Origin of the sequence: Cyclobacterium lianum (genome assembly GCF_900143075.1) — a bacterium.
GTDB lineage: Bacteria > Bacteroidota > Bacteroidia > Cytophagales > Cyclobacteriaceae > Cyclobacterium > Cyclobacterium lianum.
This window is the reverse complement of record NZ_FRCY01000004.1, coordinates 145,873-167,087: the sequence shown is the minus strand read 5'-3', so window position 1 is coordinate 167,087 and position 21,215 is coordinate 145,873. Positions and strand designations below refer to the sequence as shown.

Sequence of the window (21,215 nt, the reverse complement as noted above, 5' to 3'; positions counted from 1 at the left end):
CTTTTTCTACGGAAGCTTGTAAATGACGACGCAAAAGGACAAACATTTTGCGATTAAATAGCGGATTTGAAACCGATGTCATACCTTTGCTGCCGGGTCGGAGCGGTGCAGCAAAATGAAACAAGAATGCACTATCCTTCCTACAGATCTTGTTGAATATATGTGCATAAATTTGGTAATAGTGGACGATAGCGATGTCGATATCCTGATCATACAAGATGCGATTTCGGACCTTTCAGCCTCTATTAATTTTAACAGTTTTTCCAACCCCGAGGAATTTTTGAAATTCATAGGGGGCTTTCATCCGGAGATGTTCCGGATAGAAAAATTCATCATCATTTCGGATATCAACATGCCCAGAATCAACGGGTTTGAAATGTTGGATAAAATCAGAGCCAGGCCGGAAATGGCACTCGTGCCGGTGATCATGTTTTCGTCCAGTTCCAGTCAGGAAGACGCTTTGAAATCCATTGCTCGTGGTGCCAATGCCTTCCTCTCAAAACCCCTTCAGATAGAGGCATACCAGCGTTTGATCCGCACCACGATCGAATTCTGGACGCATCACCTTCAGGGCTGAAGTAATCGTAAACTCTAAAGTTTTGCCAAGGCCATCGCGGCTACTTTATCGCCAATAGAAAGGGCACTGGTGGCTGCCGGAGAGGGGGCATTGATCACGTGAACTGCACGCTGGGTTTCGTGGATGGCAAAATCATCAAGCAGCCCACCGTCCCGGTCGCAGGCCTGGGCACGGACACCGGCGCCTCCATCTTCCAGGTCACTTTCCTGTATGTCCGGGATCAATTGCTGCAGTGCTGTGGTGAACGCCTTTTTAGAAAAGGATCTTTTGTATTCTCCCAATCCTGTCTTCCAGTATTTTCCGGCAACTTTTTGCAAACCCGGCCAGCTAATGGCCTCTATAAATTCCTTTAAATTAAAATCTGTTTTATGATACCCCTCCTTTCTGAATGCCAGCACCGCATTGGGGCCAGCCTCGACGCCTCCTTTCATCATTCGGGTAAAATGTACCCCCAGAAATGGAAAATTGGGGTCCGGAACCGGATAGATCAGGTTTTTGACCAGGTATTCTCTTTCCTTTTTGATTTTGAAATATTCCCCCCTGAAAGGAATGATCCGGATCGGCATGTTTTTCTTTTCATGGAGTTCTGCCATTTTATCGGCATACAGACCGGCACAATTGACCAGGATTTTACTGCTTACTTCATTAGCAGAAGTTTTAATTGTAATGTTTGAATTTAAAGGATTTATATCCAATACCTTGTGTTTGTAATATATCTCTCCTCCCAATTCCTCGAATTCCTTCCCATAACTTAAAGCCACGGCCTTGTAATCTACAATGCCGGTTTGCGGGACGTGTATGGCCCCAAGTCCCCGGCAATACGGCTCCAGATCTCTGAGTTCATGTTTGGTTATAGACCTGATGCCCTGCAGGCCATTTTCCAGTCCCCTGTTCATCAGAAATTGTAACTGAGGCAATTGATCCCTGCTGGTTGCCACGACTACCTTACCGGTGATTTCGAAAGGGATGTTTTTGCGCTCACAGTAGTTTACCAATTGCCGGTAGCCATCGATACAGTTCCTGGCTTTCAGACTGCCAGGTTTGTAGTACAAGCCGGAATGGATCACGCCACTATTGTTTCCTGTCTGGTGCCTGGCTAAAGTTTCTTCTTTTTCCAGGATCGCCACTTTCAAATCCGGCTTTTGGGATTTTATTTTCAATCCTGTTGCCAGGCCGACTATTCCTCCGCCGATGATGGTAATATCGTATTGCATAATTTGTATGGTATGAGGGCAAATATAAAGGTAAGGGAGATAAGAATCTGAAAATTCAGCCTATAAAAATCGTAATAAATTGTCTTGTCTTTCCGGTATCTGCCCATCACCAGGAATCCTCATCCGATGCTGGGTCGGGATTTTTCTGAAAGTAGGGGGCAAAGAAAGCGGATTCCTTTTCCTCTGTTTGAATAGCTGTCATTTGAAGCCGTTTGTTGATACTTAGTAACCTTTCATAGCTGGGTTGCTGCACGTGGATGGGTATTTTGTACAACAACTGTTTGTGGTCCTTCAGATTTGCTTTGAAAAGAAACGGCCATAATGTTTTGGAACAGGCATAGCCTATATAGTCTATATGATAGGTATTGAGGTATGCTGTGAGGCGGGAATTGATCTGCTCAAAAAATTTTTCTGATTCCGCCAGCCTTATCCGGGAACCGGCCCTCGATTTCCCTTTGGTTTTAAGGTGTTTGATCTGACTTTTTCCCTGCTTTTTCCGGACCATGTATGCGCGAAAAACTTTATGGGAAATATTCTGGCCATTCTCGAAATATCCGATTGCTGCCATTCCGGCTTTTACCATACAGAGGACATGGTTTTTCTCTACGGGTTTGACCGTACCCGATTCCGGAGAATAGGATACCGAAAGCGCTAGCCGTACTGAGGCCACTTTCCTCCCATCCTTTTCGAGGATAATTTTATGGCGGTCGGAATCGTAATTTAGCAGCAGTCCCTTTGCTGAAGCCCATTCCAAAATAGCTGCGGTCTCCACAGCCTCGATCAGTTTTTGCATTTCCAGATTTTCAAATGGCAGGATTAAGGTAAATCGGCCGGCATGATATCAGTCCGTTTGCAGCAGCAATTGGCAGCAGGCCGAATACTCGTTTCTGCCTACTGCGTTATTTTCGGAGTTGATTTTCATTTCTCCACAAATTTGGTACTTTTAACCGACCAATGTATAAAAACCCATGAATATAGCCATGCTCGGATCGGGCTTTATTGCCCGCTTTTACGCCGATACCCTACATGCCCAGAGAAGAAAAGATCAAATTATATCTGTTTATTCCAGAGATGCCGCCAATGCCAGGCGTTTTGCTGAGGATTATCGTTTAGCCCGCCACGATACTGACATGGAAAAAACCATTGCCGCCGAAAATATTGATGCGGTGATCATTGCCCTGCCCAACCACCTGCATGAAGAAGCCGTTTTGGCCTGTGCCCGGTTGGGAAAGGCGGTATTGTGTACCAAACCTCTGGGTCGAAATGCTGCGGAAGCCAAACGCATGCTCGAAGCTGTAGAGCAGGCTGGAATTTTTGCAGGATACCTGGAAGACCTGTGCTATACACCAAAATTCTTAAAATCCCTGTCGAGTGTTAAGGCGGGTGCCCTGGGAAGGGTTTTGTGGACCAAATCCCGGGAAGCGCATCCAGGTCCGCACAGTGACTGGTTTTGGGACAAAGCACTTTCTGGAGGGGGGGCGATCATCGATCTGGGCTGCCATTGCGTAGAAATCGGGCGTAACTTTATTGGCAAATCCGTAAGACCGGTAGAAGTGATGTGTTGGGCGGATACCCAGGTGCATCCCATAGAGGCCGAGGACCATGCCATCGGTCTGGTTCGCTACGAAAACGGCGCCATCGGCCAGTTTGAGGTCAGTTGGACCTTCCGTGGCGGCATGGATCTAAGAGACGAAGTGATGGGAACAGAAGGAACCATTTGGTTAAATAGTTTTCTGAGAACTGGTTTTGATATGTTTACTACCGGAAAAGGAGCTGAATATGTCGCGGAAAAAGCAGAATCGGCTACCGGCTGGTTGTTTCCGGTGGGCGACGAAGCACATGAACTGGGCTATCCACACATGTTTTCGGACATGTTTGATGCCATAGAGGAAGGGCGTCCGCCAATGGAAACTTTTTACGATGGTTATGTGGTGAATGCCATTCTGGATGCCGCCTTTTTGTCCGCAAAGAGCAAAAATTGGGAGAAGGTGATCCTGGAAGACTGGAGGGGAGATCGCCAAACGAGTCATGAAAAATCTCACATCTCCTACAATGAACAGTATTACCTGATAAAGAAGGAAATTCTACCCAATGGCGACGAGAAATTAATTTTGAAAGAGAAAACGACCGGCAAGGTGGTACAGGAGACAAAGCGAAAATAACCATTGGTACTGCGTATGGCACAGCCGGTATAAATTACCGTGAAATTTGACAGAATTGAGGCAATAAAAGCTCACAATAGGATTATTTAACTTATTATTGCCCCCTGTAAATAATCGATTAAAGTTAATGGTTCGCGATTTTTGTTTGATTTGGGACTTTCCTGCAGGGGATTTCAGGTTCAGATTTGTTTTTTTGTTGCTGGTTGGCATCGCTTGTTCCTTTACCGGTTTTGCGCAAAAAATCAACGATGATTACCGGCTCCAGATCAAGCGGGCCAGTTCGCCGATAATTATTGATGGCAAAGTGGAAGAAAAAGCCTGGAAGGATGCCGAGGTGGCCAGTGACTTTTACATGATTCTGCCTATGGACACCAGCTATTCACAGGTGGATACAGACGTGATGATGACCTATGATGATGAGCGGCTTTACCTGTTGGTGATCAATTACCATGCTGTTCCCGGTCCGTACTATGTGGAGTCCCTCCGCCGCGATTTTTCTTTCGGCAAAAATGACAATTTTCTGCTCTTCATGGATACTTTCGACGACCAGACCAATGGTTTTTCTTTCGGCGCCAACGCTGCCGGAGCCCAATGGGATGGCATCATGTACGAAGGGGGAAAGGTTGATTTAAGCTGGGACAACAAGTGGGTTTCCAAAGTCCGGAACTATGATGACCGATGGGTTTTTGAGGCCGCGATACCCTTCAAATCTATTCGTTACAAAAAGGGCATTAAGGAGTGGGGAATCAATTTTAGCCGCCTGGATTTGAAGACTACCGAGAAATCCTCCTGGGCTCCCGTGCCCAGACAGTTTCCCTCTGCCTCCCTGGCCTATACGGGCATTCTGGTCTGGGATGAAGCCCCTCCGGAGGCAGGAATGAACGTGTCCATTATCCCCTATGTCATGGGTGGAAGTGTGAAAAACCATGAGGGTGGCACGCCTACCGACTACCAAAACAGGGTGGGGGTGGATGCCAAAATAGCGGTGAGCTCATCCCTGAACCTTGACCTCACCGTAAATCCTGATTTTTCACAGGTAGAGGTAGACCGCCAAATTACCAACCTGGATCGTTTTGAGCTCTTTTTTCCGGAACGAAGGCAATTTTTTCTGGAAAATGGTGACCTTTTTGCGAATTTTGGCTACGAAACCATCAGGCCTTTCTTTTCCAGACGCATCGGACTCAACGCACCCATTCAATTCGGGGCCAGACTAAGCGGAAAAATCAACAGAGACTGGCGTATAGGGGCCATGAACATGCAAACCGGCCTCGTGGAAGAGACGGCAACACCGGCCCAGAACTTTACCGTAATGTCTGCACAGCGAAGAGTGGGCCAACGCTCCAATATTGCGGCCATTTTTGTAAACAAAACCAATGTTGGGCAGATGCCAGCCAGAAATGGTACCGACACTGCACCATTGACTCAGTACAACAGAAATATCGGACTGGAATACAATCTGGCCTCGTCCAACAACTTATGGACCGGCAAAGCATTGTTTCTTAAATCCTTTAGCCCCAATCAGTCCGGGGAGAGTATGGTCCATGCAGCCAACCTCCGGTATTCCAGTGGCAACCTCACATGGGAGTGGAAGCATGAATACGTTTCTCCCCGGTATACCGCAGAAGTGGGCTATGTTCCGCGTAACGGATATTACAGGATCAATCCCAGCGCCGCCTATCTCTTTTTTCCAAAAAGTAAGAAAATACTCCGCCATGGTCCCACGGTCAATACCTCCCTTTTCTACAATATGGACAGGGAACAGACAGACAATATTACTGAGCTGGGATACACCGTACGCTTCAGAAGCCAGAGTAACCTGACGGCGAAATATACCTACAACCGCATCCTGTTGCAGCAGGCATTTGACCCTACCAACTTTAGTGGAGATACATTGGCTGCTTTTACAGACCATACCTGGAGTGCCGTGGGGATGGAATACGTCTCCAAACCCCAAAGTTTGTTTACCTACACGGTTTCTTCACAATATGGTGGATATTTTGCTCAGGGAGAAAGGTTCAATTTGGCTGGGGAACTGGGCTACAGGTTTCAACCCTATGTGGGCCTGTCGATGACCGGCAATTATAATCAGATCGACCTGCCGGAGCCCTGGGGAAATACCCGTTTCTGGCTGGTCGGGCCCAGAGTAGATGTGACCTTCACCAATACCCTGTTTTTTACCGCTTTCGCCCAATACAACGAACAGATCGACAACATCAATCTCAACACCAGGTTTCAATGGCGATTCAAGCCGGCCTCAGACCTTTATCTTGTATTTACCGACAATTACCTGCCGGCACCCTTCTATGTCAAAAACAGAACGCTGGCATTGAAATTTACTTATTGGTGGACTTTATAAGGGATTCATGGCTACCAGGGGTCAAGTCCCAGTAGCTTTCTTCCCAAAGCGCTGAGCCGGGCTGTCTGGTATCTGGTTTTCTCCCAGTGTCTGGGATCACCCGGAAAAGCATATCCTTCCGGAGCGATCCTGTCTTTCCAGGAGGAGATGCGCCAGTTTCTCAGCTCCTCATTCTCATTTTCAGCCGGCATCATGGAGATGTACTGGGCCATCCTGACTTTATTTTCGCTGGTGTTGGGACGAATGCCATGGGGCAGCTTGCTGTTAAAAATCAACAGATCACCTTCTTCCAACATTATTTTTGTAAGGTCAAAGCCGCTGATGTCCGGTTTGAACCTGTCCCTGTCCTGGGGCTGACTACGCTTCCAGGTATCATACTCCCGGTATAGCTCAGGTATGCACTGGAAACCCCCTACCTGGGCATCTGTCTGGTCGTTCAGGGCGACAAGTCCCTGTACATTCTGGGGGTTGGTTTCCGGATCGTAATCCCAGTGGATAAAACCCTTAAATTCAAAATCTGGTCTGGCGGGCAAGTTCAGGTTGGCGCGGTCTATGGTGACCCATAGCTCATCCATCCCCCAGATATCCGTAAATGTTTCGTATACTTTTGGATACTGGCGGATATCCCAAAGAAATTGGTGGTTATAGATCTCCACCATACCGCTGTTGGTCAATTCCTTCATTTTCATTTCAGGCTTTTCCTCCCGATACCAGGTGTCGGGATCATTGGGATCTTTCTCTTCAAACTCCCACAGAAGCTGCGCTAATCTGGAAGTCAGTCCCTTAGGTACTGCCTTTTTAATGATCACATACCCATTCTCTATCCAAAACCGCCAGTCATTTTCGGTCAACACCTTTAAGGGGCGACCGTTGCTCCGGTCGTTCAAAAACACCTTGCTGGAAGCAGCAGTCGATGGGTTGCCGGGTATATCTTTATGGATCTTATCAGTTGCCATAGTAATATCTTTTTCGTTTAGTCAAAATATAGCATTTAAAATCAAATATTACAAAATCCTGTAATTTTTAGAATCGGCTGGGTATTTCATTTGATCTGCGTATATTTCCATTAATGTAAATTAATTTCAGGATCAGTTTTACAATCCTTAGCTTCAAACATGAAACCTAGACCAATGAATTTATTCGGCCAATCCGGCCTGGTTCTTATTTTTTACCTTACCGGAATGTGGCTGGCCAGTCCTTTGGCTTTTGCGCAGAGCGGTTCTGACATTTATCATAAGCTATTAAAGTTAAAAGAAACCAAACGGGTGCTGTATGTTGCTGCCCATCCGGATGATGAAAATACGCGTTTGATTGCCTATTTGTCCAATGCAGCGCATGCCGAAGTGGGTTACTTGTCGCTCACCAGGGGCGATGGAGGACAGAACCTGATTGGAAAGGAATTGGGCATTCAACTGGGCATGATCCGAACCCAGGAATTGTTGAAAGCAAGAGAAACAGATGGTGGACGGCAGTTTTTTTCTCGCGCCATTGACTTTGGATACAGTAAGAATCCGGATGAGACCCTCAATAACTGGGATGGGGAAAAATTGCTTTCCGACGTTATTTGGGTGATCAGAAAGTTTCAGCCTGACATCATTGTCACCAGATTCAATACTACACCCGGGACCACCCACGGTCACCACACCACTTCGGCCATACTGGCGGGAGAGGCCTTTGAGAAATCGGGAGATGCAGCCGTTTTTCCCGAACAGTTGAAATGGGTAGATCCCTGGTCTGCTAAGCGCATATTCTGGAATGCCTATAGCTGGGGCGGACAATATGAGCCTAAACGAGATAAACAATACCACCAGTTTCCGGTGGGTGCGTTCAATTCCTTGCTGGGTACTACCTATTCACAGATTGCTGCAGACAGCAGAACAATGCACAAATCTCAGGGATTTGGCGCAACTGCATCGATAGGAGAGAGCCAGGATTTCATTGAATTGGTTGCGGGGGACACTTTTGACGATAGCCCCTTCGATGGTATTTCCAGCCGGTGGAAAGATCTGGAAGTCGGTCCAGACATTCAGCGGCAAATTGACCAGGTTCTGGCCTCATTTGATTTCGTAGTTCCAGAGAAAAATCTTTCCGATCTGCTTGCCATCAAATCCGCATTGAACCAGGTTCAGGAAGATTTACCCTGGGTCAACGAAAAGCAGCAATTGATAGACGAGATCATCCTGGATGCCATTGGCTGGAAATCTCTTTTTGTATCCAACAAGGAATTGTCCTATCCCTCCAGCCAGATCTCTGGCAGACTCCTGGTCAACCAGCCATCCGGCAAGCCGGTCCGGTTGGAGGATTTCGAGGTATTGGGGGACAGCTTCGAACTGGATAAAATCCTTTCGGAAAACCGACCGGTTGAATTGGAAATGGAGCTGACCATTCCGGATACCTATCCCATCTCACAGCCCTATTGGCTCGAGGAAATGCCCGAAAACAATCTATATGTAGTGCGGGAACAGACCCGGATTGGTAAGCCGTTCAATGATCCAGCCATTTCCGGCACACTGCACTTCAGCATTGACCAACAATCTTTTCAGATCAGCATTCCCCTGCAATACCGGTATAACGATCAGGTCAATGGTGAAATCATCCAGCCATTTACGGTGGTCCCGAGAGCTTCTGTGGAAGTAGATCAGGACAATGTTTTTCTACTCAATGGAGAAGCGTCATTTATAGAGGTCTCAGTGACCTTTGATGGGGCAATGATGGAAGGTACAATAGGTATAGATGGTTTGAGTCCCGAAGAATTCCGGATAGAGGATAAACTGGTAGATGAAGCCAATGCGAAGTACTATTATAAAGTAGTTTTAACCAATGCGAATGGTCAGGAAAAGTCAACCCACCGGGTATATTTTGAAAGTGAAGACGGCAAGGTATATGACCGGGGAAGGAACCGTATCCTCTACAGCCACATTCCAAATCAAACTTATTTTCCAAGAGCCCAATTCAACCTGATCCGCATGGATATGGATATCAGTAAACAGACCATTGGCTATATTCCCGGGGCAGGTGATGATGTGCCAGCAGTATTGAGAAATCTGGGCTACACCGTAGAATTGCTTGAAAATGACAATTTTGGTGCCTCACTTTTCAGTAAGTACCCTACCATCATCGTAGGCATCAGGGCTTTCAACGTCAATCAGCAATTGGCCAACAATACCACAGCACTGATGGATTATGTCCGGAATGGAGGCAATTTGATTGTCCAATACAATACCAGCTCTCCGCTGCTTTCCAGAGACTTTGGTCCATATCCCCTGGAGCTATCCCGTGACAGGATAGCGGTAGAGAGTTCACCTGTAAAGCTTATGCTGGAGGAGCATCCCGTGCTGAATTATCCAAATCACATCGCCCAGGAAGATTTTTCAGGCTGGGTTCAGGAGCGGGGCCTTTATTTTCCGGGAAGCTGGGATGATCAGTACCAGGCGCCACTCCTGATGCAGGATCCCAATGAACAACCCACCCGGGGAGCACTTTTGGTAACTGCCTACGGTAAAGGCACATTCACTTATTCGGGTATATCCTGGTTTCGCCTACTGCCAGCAGGGGTACCCGGTGCCGTCAAATTATTTGTCAACCTAATCGAGCAAGCCGGTGAAAAAAGAGAAGGAGTATCAACATTGGAATAAACTTTACTGGCTGCAGGTACTGGTATTGGGTATTTTGGTTGCTTTATTTTACCTGCTAACCCGCGCCTTTTCATGAGCTATCTGGATTGGACAGTAATGTTTGGCACCCTCCTGGTCATTGCGGCCTATGGGATTTACAAAACCTATGGCCCGAAGGACATGGACAAATACCTCCGTGGGGGAAATGACCTGAGCTGGTGGACCATAGGACTTTCGATCATGGCCACACAGGCATCAGCCATTACCTTCCTGAGTACTCCCGGGCAGGCTTATGCAGACGGTATGCGCTTCATACAGTTTTATTTTGGTCTGCCGGTAGCCATGATCATCATCTGTGTGGTATTTTTGCCCATTTATTACCGCCTCAAAGTCTATACTGCCTATGAATTTCTGGAAAGCCGATTTGACTTGAAGACAAGGACATTGACTGCCTGTCTTTTTCTTGTACAACGGGGCCTGGCCGCGGGGATTACGATCTATGCACCTGCTATCATCCTTTCTACCCTCCTCGAATGGAATCTCACCCTGACCAATTTTTTTATCGGCCTGATGGTGATCATTTATACGGTGTCCGGAGGCACCAAAGCGGTGTCCATCACCCAAAAGCAACAGATGACGGTAATGATGGGAGGGATGATTCTCGCCGGAATTATTGTCATCCAGATGATTCCGGTAGAATTTACAGAAGCACTGCACCTGGCCGGGAAAATGGAGAAATTAAACATTGTCAATTTTGAATTTGACCTTTCTGACAGGTATAATTTCTGGTCGGGACTGACGGGAGCATTGTTTTTGTTTTTGTCCTATTTTGGTACAGACCAGTCTCAGGTTCAACGTTACCTGAGTGGTCGTTCGCTGACCCAAAGCAGGATGGGGCTGATGATGAATGGATTTCTAAAAGTGCCCATGCAATTTATCATCCTTTTTATCGGTGTGATGGTATTTGTATTTTACCAGTTTTTCCAGCCTCCCGTCATCTTCAATACCATACAATTGGACAAACTCAAGGAAAGCGAATATGTAACCGATTTTCAGGATCTTGAAAATGAATATGGTCAAATATTTAAGGAGAAAAGTGAAAGCATACAGCAATTGTTGGGCGCAATTTCCACGGAAAATGAATCTGAAACCCGGCAATACCAGGCCGATATAGCCGAACATACTGCCAGGCAGGAAGAAGTGAGAGACAAAGTGAAGGAACTGATCGTGAGCAACGATCCCATGGCAGAGACCAACGATACCGATTACGTATTTATGCGCTTTGTGATGGATTATTTGCCAAAAGGCATTGTGGGACTGTTATTTGCGGTGATTTTCAGCGCCGCCATGTCTTCGACGGCGTCCGAACTGAATGCACTTTCATCGACAATGACCATAGACATCTATAAGCGGTCTATCCGTAAATCGGAAAGTTCCAGGCATTACATGTTGTCTTCCAAATGGTTCACTGCCCTCTGGGGTTTGTTTGCGGTCCTCTTTGCCACCTATGCTACCTTGTTTGAAAACCTTATTCAAGCGGTCAATTTGTTAGGTTCCCTGTTTTACGGTACCATTCTTGGTATTTTCCTGGTGGGCTTTTTTATGAAATGGGTAGGTGGAAGGGCTGTTTTTGTGGCGGCCATTCTGACGGAGATGCTGATCCTCACGCTTCATTATTTTAATGGGCAGACATTAGCCGGTATTGCGATCGATATTGGTTACCTTTGGTATAACGCAATAGGCTGTATTCTCGTCATGCTGATTGCAGCAATTTTACAGCTATTTATGCCCGGAAAGAAAGCGTCCAAAAAATAAAAAGCAGAAGGAGCTGCCCTTGCCGGCAGCTCCTTTTGTATATCATTTTAACGAAGCAATCAGTCGTTCATTCAATGCTACATAATCCGGATTATTGGCTTCCGTGGCCATCTCCAGAGATTGTTGTGCAGTAGCAATTGCTTCAGATTTCATGCCCAGTGATGCCTGAATTTTGGCCTTCAGGTGCACGATATAGTATTTTGGATCTGCGTCTACCGATTTATTGACCCATTCCAGGGCAGTATCCAGGTCTTTGTCGTTGGTATAGTAATAGCTTGCAGCCTGGAAGTAAAGCCCCGGGTTGTCACTATCCTGGTCTATCAGGAGTTCCCGGATTTGTTTCATCACCACCGGATCCACCTCTGTTTCAATTCTGACTCCGACCTGGCTCTTGTCCCAGGAAAGCTGAAGCGTTGCACCAGTATCGGTCAGCGCTGCGAACTGAATGGTAAAAGTTTCCACCGGTTTTTTCAGTTTTTCTACCGGTACGTTTACGCGCAACGCATCATCTGCCTGGTCATAGCCCATGGCTCCCCAGAGCTCGGTATTTTTGGAGAAGATTACAGTCCATGCAGATTTTCCCGGTACCGTATACAAAGCGTATTTCCCAGCCGGAAGCGGTTGTCCTTCCACCTCTATCTCCGTATCAAATTCCAGTGTGGTGGGGTTGTTTGCCCCGGTTCTCCAGACTTGCCCGAAAGGGACCAGTTCACCGAATATCTTCCGGTCTTTCTTGCCGGGTCTGGAATAGGCCAGGTGCATTTCGGTGAGCCCGACCTGCTGCATCACCTGGCTGCCGGGACTTGCCTGGGGCATTTTTATCTGCGCAAATCCATTTATCTGGATCAACGACAAAATTGTAACGAGAAAAAGCACATTTTTTGTTTTCATAGAAATTTTTAATTAGATTGAAATTATGATCGTCCGAAACAGTTGCAGTTTACAGCACAGGTAAAATTTCCGGTTTACCGGTAATGGTACTTTCCGCAAAGATATAGAAATTGCGATGAAGTGCTGTACCATTTTAGCATTCAAAAAGGAGATATTGTTTGGGAGCGGTATAGAGAAATGCTTTTTTGGAGGTCATTTTTAGAAACATTTTGTCTTTAAACTAAAATTCTTTCAATGGGACTGGCAATAATTGCTCCAAATAAATCTACAGATGAAATCGATGCCTGGAAGGATGTTTTCAGGGAACTCAATCCGGACGTAAACCTTCAGATTTATCCACATATCGACAATAAGGATGCCGTCGAGGTGGTGGTGCTCTGGCAGCACCCGGAGGGAATACTGCGCGAATTTCCCAATTTGCGCTTGATCTGTTCCATGGGATCGGGGGTGGATCACATCATGGCGGACTATGTTCCGGAGCATATCCCCATCACCCGTATAGTAGACCCCAGGCTGACCTTTTCGATGACCAACTATGTGGTGATGGGCATACTCAATTTTCACCGGCAAATCCTGCGTTATATCCGGGACAATCAGTCTAAAACCTGGGACATGAGCCATCCGGAAATACCCATCTCAGTGGGTGTCATGGGGGTAGGAGAATTGGGCGGAGATGTATTGGATAAGGTGGCAGGGCTGGGATTCCCCGTGGTGGGATATGGCAATTCGCCCAAATCAAATTTCCGGCACCCTTATTATCACGGTAATCAGTTGCAGGAGTTTTTAGACCAGGTCAATGTGCTTGTCTGTCTGCTACCACTGACTGAAAAGACGGTTGGATTTCTAAACAGGGACCTTTTCGAAAAGTGCAAAAAAGGTACCTACCTGATCAATGTGGCCAGGGGAAAGCATCTGATCGAGGAGGATCTTATTCCCGCGATCCGGGAGGGCTCCCTATCCGGAGCTTTGCTGGATGTATTTCAGAAGGAGCCTTTGCCTGCGAGCCATCCTTTCTGGGAGGATGAGAGGATTACGGTCACCCCACATATTGCCAGCATCACCAACCATAAAGCTGCGGCGCCACAGATTATGGAAAATTATAACAACCTAATGGCCAACAAGCCCCTGATCAACCAAATCAATAAAAATCAGGGATATTAAACCTATTTATCCTATATGAAAACCTTCACGATTCTATGCCCTACGGATTTTTCTGAATGCTCATTAAACGCGATAGAGTATGCGGCTAAATTGGGAGAAAAATTAGGGGCCAATTTGACCTTATACCACATTCCGGACCAGGAAGACTACGAGAAGCTTTTTCCCGGCAACATGCTGGATGAAAGCCTCAAGACAGCCAAACGTAAACTGGACCGCCTGGTGCAAACGGTCCGGGATGAAAGCCTTGAAAAAGGCTTGTCCGCCTGCAACGGTATTATACAGGAAGGGAAAACGGTACCCGCAATACTGAAATGTGCCGAAGAGGAGGACGTAGATCTGATCATTATGGGCACAGAGGGCATCAATGAGGTGAAGAAAAATTATATCGGTACCAAATCAAGTAAGGTGGTTCTCAAATCTGCCTGTGACGTTTTTATCGTTCCCAGAAAGGTTTTTTTCAGGGCGCCCAGAAAACTGGTTTACGCCTCAGATTATCTGGAGGAAGACAAATTGGCCATTCAGAAAGTCGTTGAACTGGCCAAATGTTATGATGCTGAAGTAGATGTGGTCCATGTCAGTACCCGTATCAAAAATATTGATAAAGCACAGCATGCCGTTGTGAAGGAGGAGCTGACACCTTTTATCAAATATGAGAAGATAAATTTTGTGCTGAAAAGCTATAGAGACGAACCAGGCCTTGGTCTTGAAAATTACCTGATCACTTCCAAGGGTGATGTCCTGTTTACACTGAGCCACAAAAAATCCTGGTTCGAACAGCTTTTTACCAAGAATCTTTCAAAAAAAATGTCTTATTTCATCAACAAACCTTTGTTTGTCATCAAGACCTTTTGAATTTTGAACGCAGGAATTGAGCGAATTCGACCCTGGTGGATTGTTTCGTAAAAAGGTCGGATATCACCGAAAAGTAATGCCCCAGACTCATGGGCTTTTTCTCATCCTCCTGTATATAGTTTGGTTCCAGCGGTGGTCGTTTTTCTGTTCCGTTAGAATAATGTGGGTCAGATTTGCTGTACCCACTCAGCCGGTCAGCTTCTGAGAAGCTCTTCCTGGACTTCTGCTGATATCCCAGTTTTTCTTCTACGAGCCCTTTGTTGTTGTAGGCGATGGCGTCTTCCGGGTCCAGTGCAATGGCGCTTTCGTAGTCTTCAATAGCCCCCTTCAGATCTCCGATTCTGTCCTTAAAGTAGGCCCTGCTGGAATAGCGATAGGGATTTTTCGGGTCGAGATTCAGCGCCTGATCAAAGGCCTCCATGGCTTCCTCATTTCTTTTCAGAAGATGTAGCACCACTGCCCGATCACTGATGAAGGTGGTATTGAAGGGCTCAAGTGCGATCAGCTCATCAAAATCGCTTATGGCAGCATCCAGGGCACCCAGCCGGGATTGGATCCGGGCCCGGTAATGCAGGTAGCCTGGTTTAGGTCCATCCGCGCTGACCAGGGCCTCAAAGACCAGCAAAGCCTCCTCAAATTTACCCTCTTTATACAATGCTATTCCTTTTTCCAGCTTTTCCACTTTTTATTTTTTTGACCTATTATACATACAAAATTTATCAGGGTATTGTTTCCCGTCAGTCTGGTAAATTCTTTATTCTTTCTATATTTGAACTCTCAAAGCGATATTTTTAAATCAGGTATGCCGAGTAATCCCGAAAGTGTTCTCAAAGATCTGGAAGGAAATAAATTTGCCCCCATATATTTTCTTCAGGGAGAGGAGCCCTATTTTATAGACAAAATTACTGATTTTATTGAAAATAATGCCCTCCCGCCGCAGGATAGGGGCTTCAATCAAACCATAGTATACGGAAAGGATACCAGCATGGAAGCGATCCTTACCCATGCCAAACGCTTCCCCATGATGGCAGAGAGGCAGGTCGTATTGGTAAAGGAGGCCCAGTATGTGCAGGATTTAAGCAAAGAAAAGGGGATACAGCAGCTCATTTCCTACATTCAAAACCCGTTACCCAGCACCATTCTGGTTTTTGCCTACAAATACAAATTGCTGGATGGCCGGAAGGCGCTGGCGAAAGAACTGGATAAAAAGGCCGTATTGGTAAAATCCGATAAAATCCAGGAATACAAGCTGGGACCATATATAGATAAATATGTTCAGTCAAAAGGCTTTACCATCGAAGCCAGAGCCTGCCAGGTACTGGCGGAATCAATCGGAAACAATATGGAGGTATTGACCAACGAAATTGATAAAATGCTGATCAATTTCGACGAGCCTGTGCAGATTGACTCCTCCCATATTCAACGGTATATCGGCATCAGTAAGGATTATAATAATTTTGAGCTGACCAAATCACTTAGCTACAAAGATGTAAGAAATGCCAATACCATCATCCGGTATTTTGCCCAGAATCCCAAAGCTCACCCCCTGATTCCGCTTTTATACTTGCTTTATACCCATTTTACCCGGCTGCTACTCCTCAAAACCAACCAGAACCTGGGAGAAAGGGAATTGGCAGGATTGCTCAAGGTCAACCCGTATTTTATCAAAGAATACATAACAGCAGGAAAAAATTACCCTTTAGGCAAGATTATTGATATCATCGGATACCTGAGAGAAGCAGATTTACGTTCAAAGGGAGTGACAGCAAATAATATGGAAGAAAGCCAGATACTTAAAGAACTAATTTTTAAAATTCTTCATTAACGCGGATGAGTTGCCTAAAAAAAGTCATTTTACTTTCGGTGCTTGCCACTGTGGTTTTTTCAGAATCCAAAGGCCAGTTTACACAGCACCAGCAGCATATGGCCTCCGGTTTTCAGGATGCATTGGATTTATTCCGAAAGGATCAGTTTGCTGCGTCCAGAGAAGCTTTTGAGAAAATTGAGGTCAATAATGAAAATGATGCGGGCTCAGCTCAGGTGGCTTATTACACCGCGCTTGCGGCACTGCGGGGTGATTTTCCCGAAGGCCCTACCGTGTTGGAAGCCTTCATTTTGGATCATCCAGGCCATCCGTTGAGCCATGATGCCTCCTGGGAATTGGGCAACTACTTTTTGGCAGGAAGGAATTACCGCAAGGCCATCGAAAATTTCAACATGCTTCAAAATGTGCCGCTGGCGGAAGAAAAACATCCGGAGTATCTTTTCAAACAAGGTTACAGTTATTTTCAATTAAAAAACTACAAGCAAGCCAGGTATTATTTTGACAGGGCAAAAAGATACCGGGGCCCTTTCCTGGCTGGCTCCTACTATTACGCAGGGTATAGTGCATTTAAGCAGAATGAATTTGGCCAGGCGGTAGCAGATTTTAAGCAGGCAGAAAAATCATCCGAGTTTAGCCTGAAGGTCCCCTACATGCTGGCCGCCTTATACTATCAGCAAAACAAGCTCGATAGCCTGATCGCCTATGCCGCCCCACTGACCAACAAGGCAGGACTGGAAAATAAGGCACAGATCCACTTGCTGCTGGCCGAAGCCTATTATGATCAACCAGACTTTTCTCAGGCCGCATTTCATTACCAGGCTTTCCTGACAGAAAATAAAGGGGAATTGTCCCGTGATCAGAAATACAAGGCGGGGGTAGCCAATTATGAAAGCGCAAAATATGACGCTTCCAGCAATTTTTTCAAGGAAGTAGCGCTGGTCAGCGATGCGCTGGGGCAGGTATCCAGCTATTTTCTGGGTCATTCCTATATTCAGCAGGGGAATCTACCTTTTGCTTCAAATAGCTTTAGTTCTGCCTACAAAATGGATTTTAAGCCAGGTATCAAGGAGGAGGCTTTGTTCAACTACGCCAAAGTGAATCTGGAAATGGGTAAATTTCAGGAGGCAGTGTCTGCCCTGGACAATTACCTGGACCAATATCCGGCAGGAGAGAAGGTAAATGAAGCCGAAAATTTGCTCAGTGATGCCCTGATCAATACCAGCAATTATCTGCGGGCCATTTCTCATATCGAAGGCATGCAGCAACCCTCCGATCGCATTAAGGCTGCTTACCAGAAGGTGGCCTTTTATCAGGCGATGACCTACATGCGTAGCAACAACTACAACGGAACGCTGGATCACCTGAACAAGTCGATGAGATATCCGATGGACAAGTCTTTGCTCTATCAGGCCCAGTATTGGAAAGGCGAAATGAATGCCATCGAGGACAAGCCGGATGCGGCTATACAGGCTTTTGAACGGCTATTGGCGATGAGGCCCCCGGCAAATGATCCAAGTCTGATCAAAGCACATTATGGTCTGGGATATGCTTACTTCAACAAGGGCCAGTACGAAAAAGCCGAAAACCAGTTTAAAACCTATACCGATAAACTCCGGAATGCAACTGACAAGCAGCATTATGATGACGCATTACTGAGATTGGGCGATACCTATTATGTCCAGAAGAAATTTGATGCAGCCGCAGCCACATTCAGGAGAGCCATCAGTGAAGACAACCCATATAGCGATTATGCCTATTTCAGGAGTGGGGTAGTGGCCAATTTTCAAAATGACAACAGTACAGCCATCCGGCAGTTGGATCAGGTGATCAACAACTATCCCAATAGCTTGTATTGGGAAGATGCGGTATTCCAGAAGGCTCAGATTCACATGGAGGACCTGGGCTACAGTCAGGGCAGGGAGGTCTTTTCCAGGTTGATTTCGGCCAAACCAAACAGTCCCTTTATCCCTTTTGCACTGGAAGGGAGGGCAGTAGCCAACTACTCCCTAAAAGAATACGATAAGGCCATTGAAGACTACAAGCAAATATTGGATCAATTTCCCAATGCCAGCAATGGTGAGGCAGCTTTGGTAGGGCTCCAGGAAAGCCTGTCCCTGCAAGGCCGGTCAGGAGAATTTTCATCTTACCTGGCTGAGTACCGCTCATCCAATCCGGGCAGTACCAACCTCCAGAATGTGGAATTTGAGGCCGCAAAAAGCCTTGTATTCAACCAATCCTACAACGAGGCAATCAAAGCTTTGGAGGGCTTCATCAGAAATTATCCACAGGCTCCCCAGACTCCGGAAGCCAAATATTATCTCGGTGACGCTTATTTGAGAACGGAAAATGTAGACAAAGCCCTTTCCCTGTATTATGAACTGGAAAACACCACAGATGTCAATTTGAAAAACAGGGTTTTCCAGAAAATTGCTACGATAGAGTTTGAGCGGGGCAATTTTGCCAAATCCATTCCTTATTTTGAATTCACCGCCGAAAATGCGAGAAGTAAGGCAGAAGAATACGAAGCGTATTTTGGTTTGATGCTCGCCCATTATGAAACGGATAGTCACCAAAAAGCCATTGAGAACGCGGATAAAATCCTTGAACTCGGCAACATCACGCCTGATGCGGAACCCAATGCCTTGTTGATCAAAGGCAAATCGCTGCAGGCCATCAACAACAATTCTCGCGCCACAGCCGCCTATGAGACGCTGGTGGCCAATTACAAAACCATTCAGGGAGCAGAGGCATTGTTCGAACTTGCCCGCATGAAAACTGATTTGGGCCAGTATGCGGCATCCAACGAGTTAATTTTTGAAAAATCGCAACCTTTCAGCCAGTACGATTACTGGTATGGTAAGCAGTTTGTCCAACTTGCCAGAAATTACCTGGCCATGGAAGAGACCTTCCAGGCCAAGGCTACTTTGGAATCAATTATAGAGAATTCTGCAGATGCAACGGTAAGGCAGGAAGCAGAAGAATTATTGCAAACTATCGACACAACAGGAGAATGAACCAGATAAAAGCACTTTTTGTAGTGGGATGCAGCCTGTTGGGAATGCTGGCTTCCTGCCCGATACAGGCTCAGGATCAACAGGAACCCGGCAGGGGAGAGATCAGAGATACTGAATTTATTATTAGGAAAGACCGTGTTTTGAGTTTGCCCCGGCAATCCCGGGTGTTTGAAAAAAGCCCTTCTTTGCCGCCTGTAGCAGCAACTACAAGTTTCAGCTACCAGGTAAAAGATTTTTTTGTGCCCCTGGAGCCAGTTGTGCTGGAGACGCAGGCCTACCAGAAGCCATTTCCCCGCCCTGCCTATGGCCAAACGCCTGGCAATGCCAAACTGGGATTTGGAAATTATTCCTCGCCCCTGATACACCTGGATTACCATCATTTGCCGGATTCTGAAAAAACATATGGCCTGCATTTGAAGCATCAGGGCTTTTATACCGGTCCGGTAGACGGATCAAATTCTGCAGAGGACCATACGGAGGTGGGATTGAGCGGAAGTTTGTTCCGGGATTTTCTGGAGCTATATGGTAACCTGGATTTTGAGAGGGACATGTATCATTTCTATGGCTATACTCCCGATCCGGAAATTTCCGTACCTCAGGACAGTATCCGGCAGGTCTTCAATACCTTAAAGACCAGGTTGGGAATAAAGCGTATCGATCGGTCAGAACCCTTTGATTATGGAGCGAGCCTTTCTCTGCGATTGTTTAATGACAGATACGCAGCCAGAGAAAGCGAAGCTTTGGTGAAGGTCAGGGCACTTTTCAGGGCCAGTGAAAACCTGAAGGGTGGCATTGATTCCAGGCTGGCATTCACCTCTCCCTCGGACCAGAACTACGAGGCGATCAACAGGAATTATTTCAAATTGCATCCCTATGCACAATACACCAAGGACGGGCTGCATGTAGAAGTCGGTGCCAATGTAATTCATGAAAATGATATTGTCCCCAATAAATTAAAAGAGTTCTACGTGTTTCCTTCGGCATTTTTGTCCTACCATGTGGTGCCCCAAATTGGTGCCTACGCCAGATATGAAGGGGACGTAAAAAGAAATACCTACTATGACTTTGTGATGGAAAACCCGTTTCTGGGTCCATCCGATCAGCTCAGAAATACGGTACAAAACTATCTGGTTGATGCAGGGATCTCTGGAAAGATAAATGGGGAAACGAATTACGAGGTAGGGTTGCGCTATGGGGATTACACCAACATGCATTTTTACGGCAACAATATGGCAGATAGTACCCGCTTCCAGCTAATTTATGACAACAACACCAGAGTAATGGAATACCACGCTACGTTGGATTATAAGTTTGAGCAGTTTTATCAGCTTCAGGCCAGCGCCCAATACTTTCAATATACCCTGGATGAGATCAACTCCGCCTGGCATCGGCCGGAATGGGAAATCCACATCAACAATACTTTCACGCCCGATCCGAAGTGGACCATTCACGCCAATATGCACGCTCTCGGAGGTATCCAGGCAATCAACCTGGCCTCGGACAGTCAGAGAAAGCTAAGTCCCATATTGGATCTGCACCTGAGTGTGGATTATGCATTTACCGAAAAATTCTCCGCCTTTTTGCAGGGAAACAACCTGTTGAATCAATCCTATGAAAGATTCAATTATTACCCCGTAAGATCCATACAAGTGATTGGTGGAATTGGGTTTAAGTTTTAATAAACTGGGAAAGTTCAGCCCAGAAGACTCCTTTGCCAGTGGCGATAAATCTGGT

15 protein-coding genes are annotated in these 21,215 nt (G+C 46.2%); 10 read left to right on the top strand and 5 right to left on the bottom strand.

The window, feature by feature from the left end:
- Positions 1 to 160 precede the first annotated feature (160 nt).
- Positions 161 to 577, top strand: a complete 417-nt coding sequence (locus BUB19_RS07555; RefSeq protein WP_178371453.1) for a response regulator — start codon at positions 161 to 163, stop codon at positions 575 to 577.
- Positions 578 to 591: 14 nt separating this feature from the next.
- Here BUB19_RS07555 and lhgO read toward each other — a convergent pair whose 3' ends face one another.
- Together lhgO and BUB19_RS07545 are read right to left on the bottom strand one after the other, a co-directional pair.
- Positions 592 to 1,791, bottom strand: a complete 1,200-nt coding sequence (lhgO, locus tag BUB19_RS07550; RefSeq protein ID WP_073093937.1) for an L-2-hydroxyglutarate oxidase — start codon at positions 1,789 to 1,791, stop codon at positions 592 to 594.
- 106 nt (positions 1,792 to 1,897) lie between these two features.
- Positions 1,898 to 2,584, bottom strand: coding sequence for a hypothetical protein (locus BUB19_RS07545; protein ID WP_073093936.1), 687 nt, complete (start codon positions 2,582 to 2,584; stop codon positions 1,898 to 1,900).
- 175 nt (positions 2,585 to 2,759) lie between these two features.
- On the opposite strand from BUB19_RS07545, the gene BUB19_RS07540 reads away from it, so the two are divergent.
- On the top strand, positions 2,760 to 3,953 hold the full coding sequence (locus BUB19_RS07540; protein WP_073093935.1) for a Gfo/Idh/MocA family protein: 1,194 nt from the start codon (positions 2,760 to 2,762) through the stop codon (positions 3,951 to 3,953).
- Positions 3,954 to 4,080: 127 nt separating this feature from the next.
- Complete coding sequence (locus tag BUB19_RS07535) at positions 4,081 to 6,309, top strand: DUF5916 domain-containing protein (RefSeq protein ID WP_143155950.1); 2,229 nt, start codon at positions 4,081 to 4,083, stop codon at positions 6,307 to 6,309.
- Positions 6,310 to 6,320: 11 nt separating this feature from the next.
- Here BUB19_RS07535 and BUB19_RS07530 read toward each other — a convergent pair whose 3' ends face one another.
- A complete protein-coding gene (locus tag BUB19_RS07530; protein ID WP_073093934.1) occupies positions 6,321 to 7,265 on the bottom strand; it encodes a phytanoyl-CoA dioxygenase family protein in 945 nt (314 codons plus the stop codon).
- 159 nt (positions 7,266 to 7,424) lie between these two features.
- Here BUB19_RS07530 and BUB19_RS07525 point away from each other — a divergent pair, with 159 nt between their 5' ends.
- Positions 7,425 to 9,944 carry a PIG-L family deacetylase gene (locus BUB19_RS07525; RefSeq protein WP_245802796.1) on the top strand — a complete coding sequence of 840 codons (2,520 nt, stop codon included), beginning with the start codon at positions 7,425 to 7,427 and terminating at the stop codon, positions 9,942 to 9,944.
- Between the two features lie 72 nt (positions 9,945 to 10,016).
- Positions 10,017 to 11,738 carry a sodium:solute symporter family protein gene (locus BUB19_RS07520; protein ID WP_073093933.1) on the top strand — a complete coding sequence of 574 codons (1,722 nt, stop codon included), beginning with the start codon at positions 10,017 to 10,019 and terminating at the stop codon, positions 11,736 to 11,738.
- Between the two features lie 42 nt (positions 11,739 to 11,780).
- On the opposite strand, the gene BUB19_RS07515 is transcribed toward BUB19_RS07520, so the two are convergent.
- A complete protein-coding gene (locus BUB19_RS07515) occupies positions 11,781 to 12,629 on the bottom strand; it encodes a DUF2911 domain-containing protein (protein ID WP_073093932.1) in 849 nt (282 codons plus the stop codon).
- A gap of 234 nt (positions 12,630 to 12,863) precedes the next feature.
- Between BUB19_RS07515 and BUB19_RS07510 the strand changes: the two genes are divergently transcribed.
- Both BUB19_RS07510 and BUB19_RS07505 read left to right on the top strand, forming a co-directional pair.
- On the top strand, positions 12,864 to 13,790 hold the full coding sequence (locus BUB19_RS07510; protein ID WP_073093931.1) for a 2-hydroxyacid dehydrogenase: 927 nt from the start codon (positions 12,864 to 12,866) through the stop codon (positions 13,788 to 13,790).
- Between the two features lie 15 nt (positions 13,791 to 13,805).
- Positions 13,806 to 14,642, top strand: coding sequence for a universal stress protein (locus BUB19_RS07505; RefSeq protein WP_073093930.1), 837 nt, complete (start codon positions 13,806 to 13,808; stop codon positions 14,640 to 14,642).
- Here BUB19_RS07505 and BUB19_RS07500 read toward each other — a convergent pair.
- On the bottom strand, positions 14,629 to 15,324 hold the full coding sequence (locus tag BUB19_RS07500; RefSeq protein WP_073093929.1) for a tetratricopeptide repeat protein: 696 nt from the start codon (positions 15,322 to 15,324) through the stop codon (positions 14,629 to 14,631). The genes BUB19_RS07505 and BUB19_RS07500 overlap by 14 nt on opposite strands.
- A gap of 120 nt (positions 15,325 to 15,444) precedes the next feature.
- On the opposite strand from BUB19_RS07500, the gene holA reads away from it, so the two are divergent.
- From holA to BUB19_RS07485, 3 genes are read left to right on the top strand one after another with little or no spacing between them, the layout of a single operon-like run.
- Positions 15,445 to 16,467, top strand: a complete 1,023-nt coding sequence (gene holA / locus BUB19_RS07495; RefSeq protein ID WP_073094218.1) for a DNA polymerase III subunit delta — start codon at positions 15,445 to 15,447, stop codon at positions 16,465 to 16,467.
- Between the two features lie 5 nt (positions 16,468 to 16,472).
- Positions 16,473 to 19,481, top strand: a complete 3,009-nt coding sequence (locus BUB19_RS07490) for a tetratricopeptide repeat protein (RefSeq protein ID WP_073093928.1) — start codon at positions 16,473 to 16,475, stop codon at positions 19,479 to 19,481.
- Positions 19,478 to 21,160 (top strand): TonB-dependent receptor, encoded by a 1,683-nt coding sequence (locus BUB19_RS07485; RefSeq protein WP_073093927.1) that lies wholly within the window; start codon positions 19,478 to 19,480, stop codon positions 21,158 to 21,160. Before BUB19_RS07490 ends, BUB19_RS07485 begins: the two co-directional genes overlap by 4 nt.
- Positions 21,161 to 21,215: the final 55 nt, after the last annotated feature.

Coding starts and splice junctions, on each gene's coding strand:
- BUB19_RS07540 (WP_073093935.1), top strand. CDS start 2,760: ATGAATATAGCCATGCTCGGATCGGGCTTTATTGCCCGCTTTTACGCC.
- BUB19_RS07545 (WP_073093936.1), bottom strand. CDS start 2,584: ATGCAAAAACTGATCGAGGCTGTGGAGACCGCAGCTATTTTGGAATGG.
- holA (WP_073094218.1), top strand. CDS start 15,445: ATGCCGAGTAATCCCGAAAGTGTTCTCAAAGATCTGGAAGGAAATAAA.
- BUB19_RS07525 (WP_245802796.1), top strand. CDS start 7,425: ATGAAACCTAGACCAATGAATTTATTCGGCCAATCCGGCCTGGTTCTT.
- BUB19_RS07505 (WP_073093930.1), top strand. CDS start 13,806: ATGAAAACCTTCACGATTCTATGCCCTACGGATTTTTCTGAATGCTCA.
- BUB19_RS07555 (WP_178371453.1), top strand. CDS start 161: ATGTGCATAAATTTGGTAATAGTGGACGATAGCGATGTCGATATCCTG.
- BUB19_RS07515 (WP_073093932.1), bottom strand. CDS start 12,629: ATGAAAACAAAAAATGTGCTTTTTCTCGTTACAATTTTGTCGTTGATC.
- BUB19_RS07510 (WP_073093931.1), top strand. CDS start 12,864: ATGGGACTGGCAATAATTGCTCCAAATAAATCTACAGATGAAATCGAT.
- BUB19_RS07485 (WP_073093927.1), top strand. CDS start 19,478: ATGAACCAGATAAAAGCACTTTTTGTAGTGGGATGCAGCCTGTTGGGA.
- BUB19_RS07490 (WP_073093928.1), top strand. CDS start 16,473: ATGAGTTGCCTAAAAAAAGTCATTTTACTTTCGGTGCTTGCCACTGTG.
- BUB19_RS07520 (WP_073093933.1), top strand. CDS start 10,017: ATGAGCTATCTGGATTGGACAGTAATGTTTGGCACCCTCCTGGTCATT.
- BUB19_RS07535 (WP_143155950.1), top strand. CDS start 4,081: ATGGTTCGCGATTTTTGTTTGATTTGGGACTTTCCTGCAGGGGATTTC.
- BUB19_RS07530 (WP_073093934.1), bottom strand. CDS start 7,265: ATGGCAACTGATAAGATCCATAAAGATATACCCGGCAACCCATCGACT.
- lhgO (WP_073093937.1), bottom strand. CDS start 1,791: ATGCAATACGATATTACCATCATCGGCGGAGGAATAGTCGGCCTGGCA.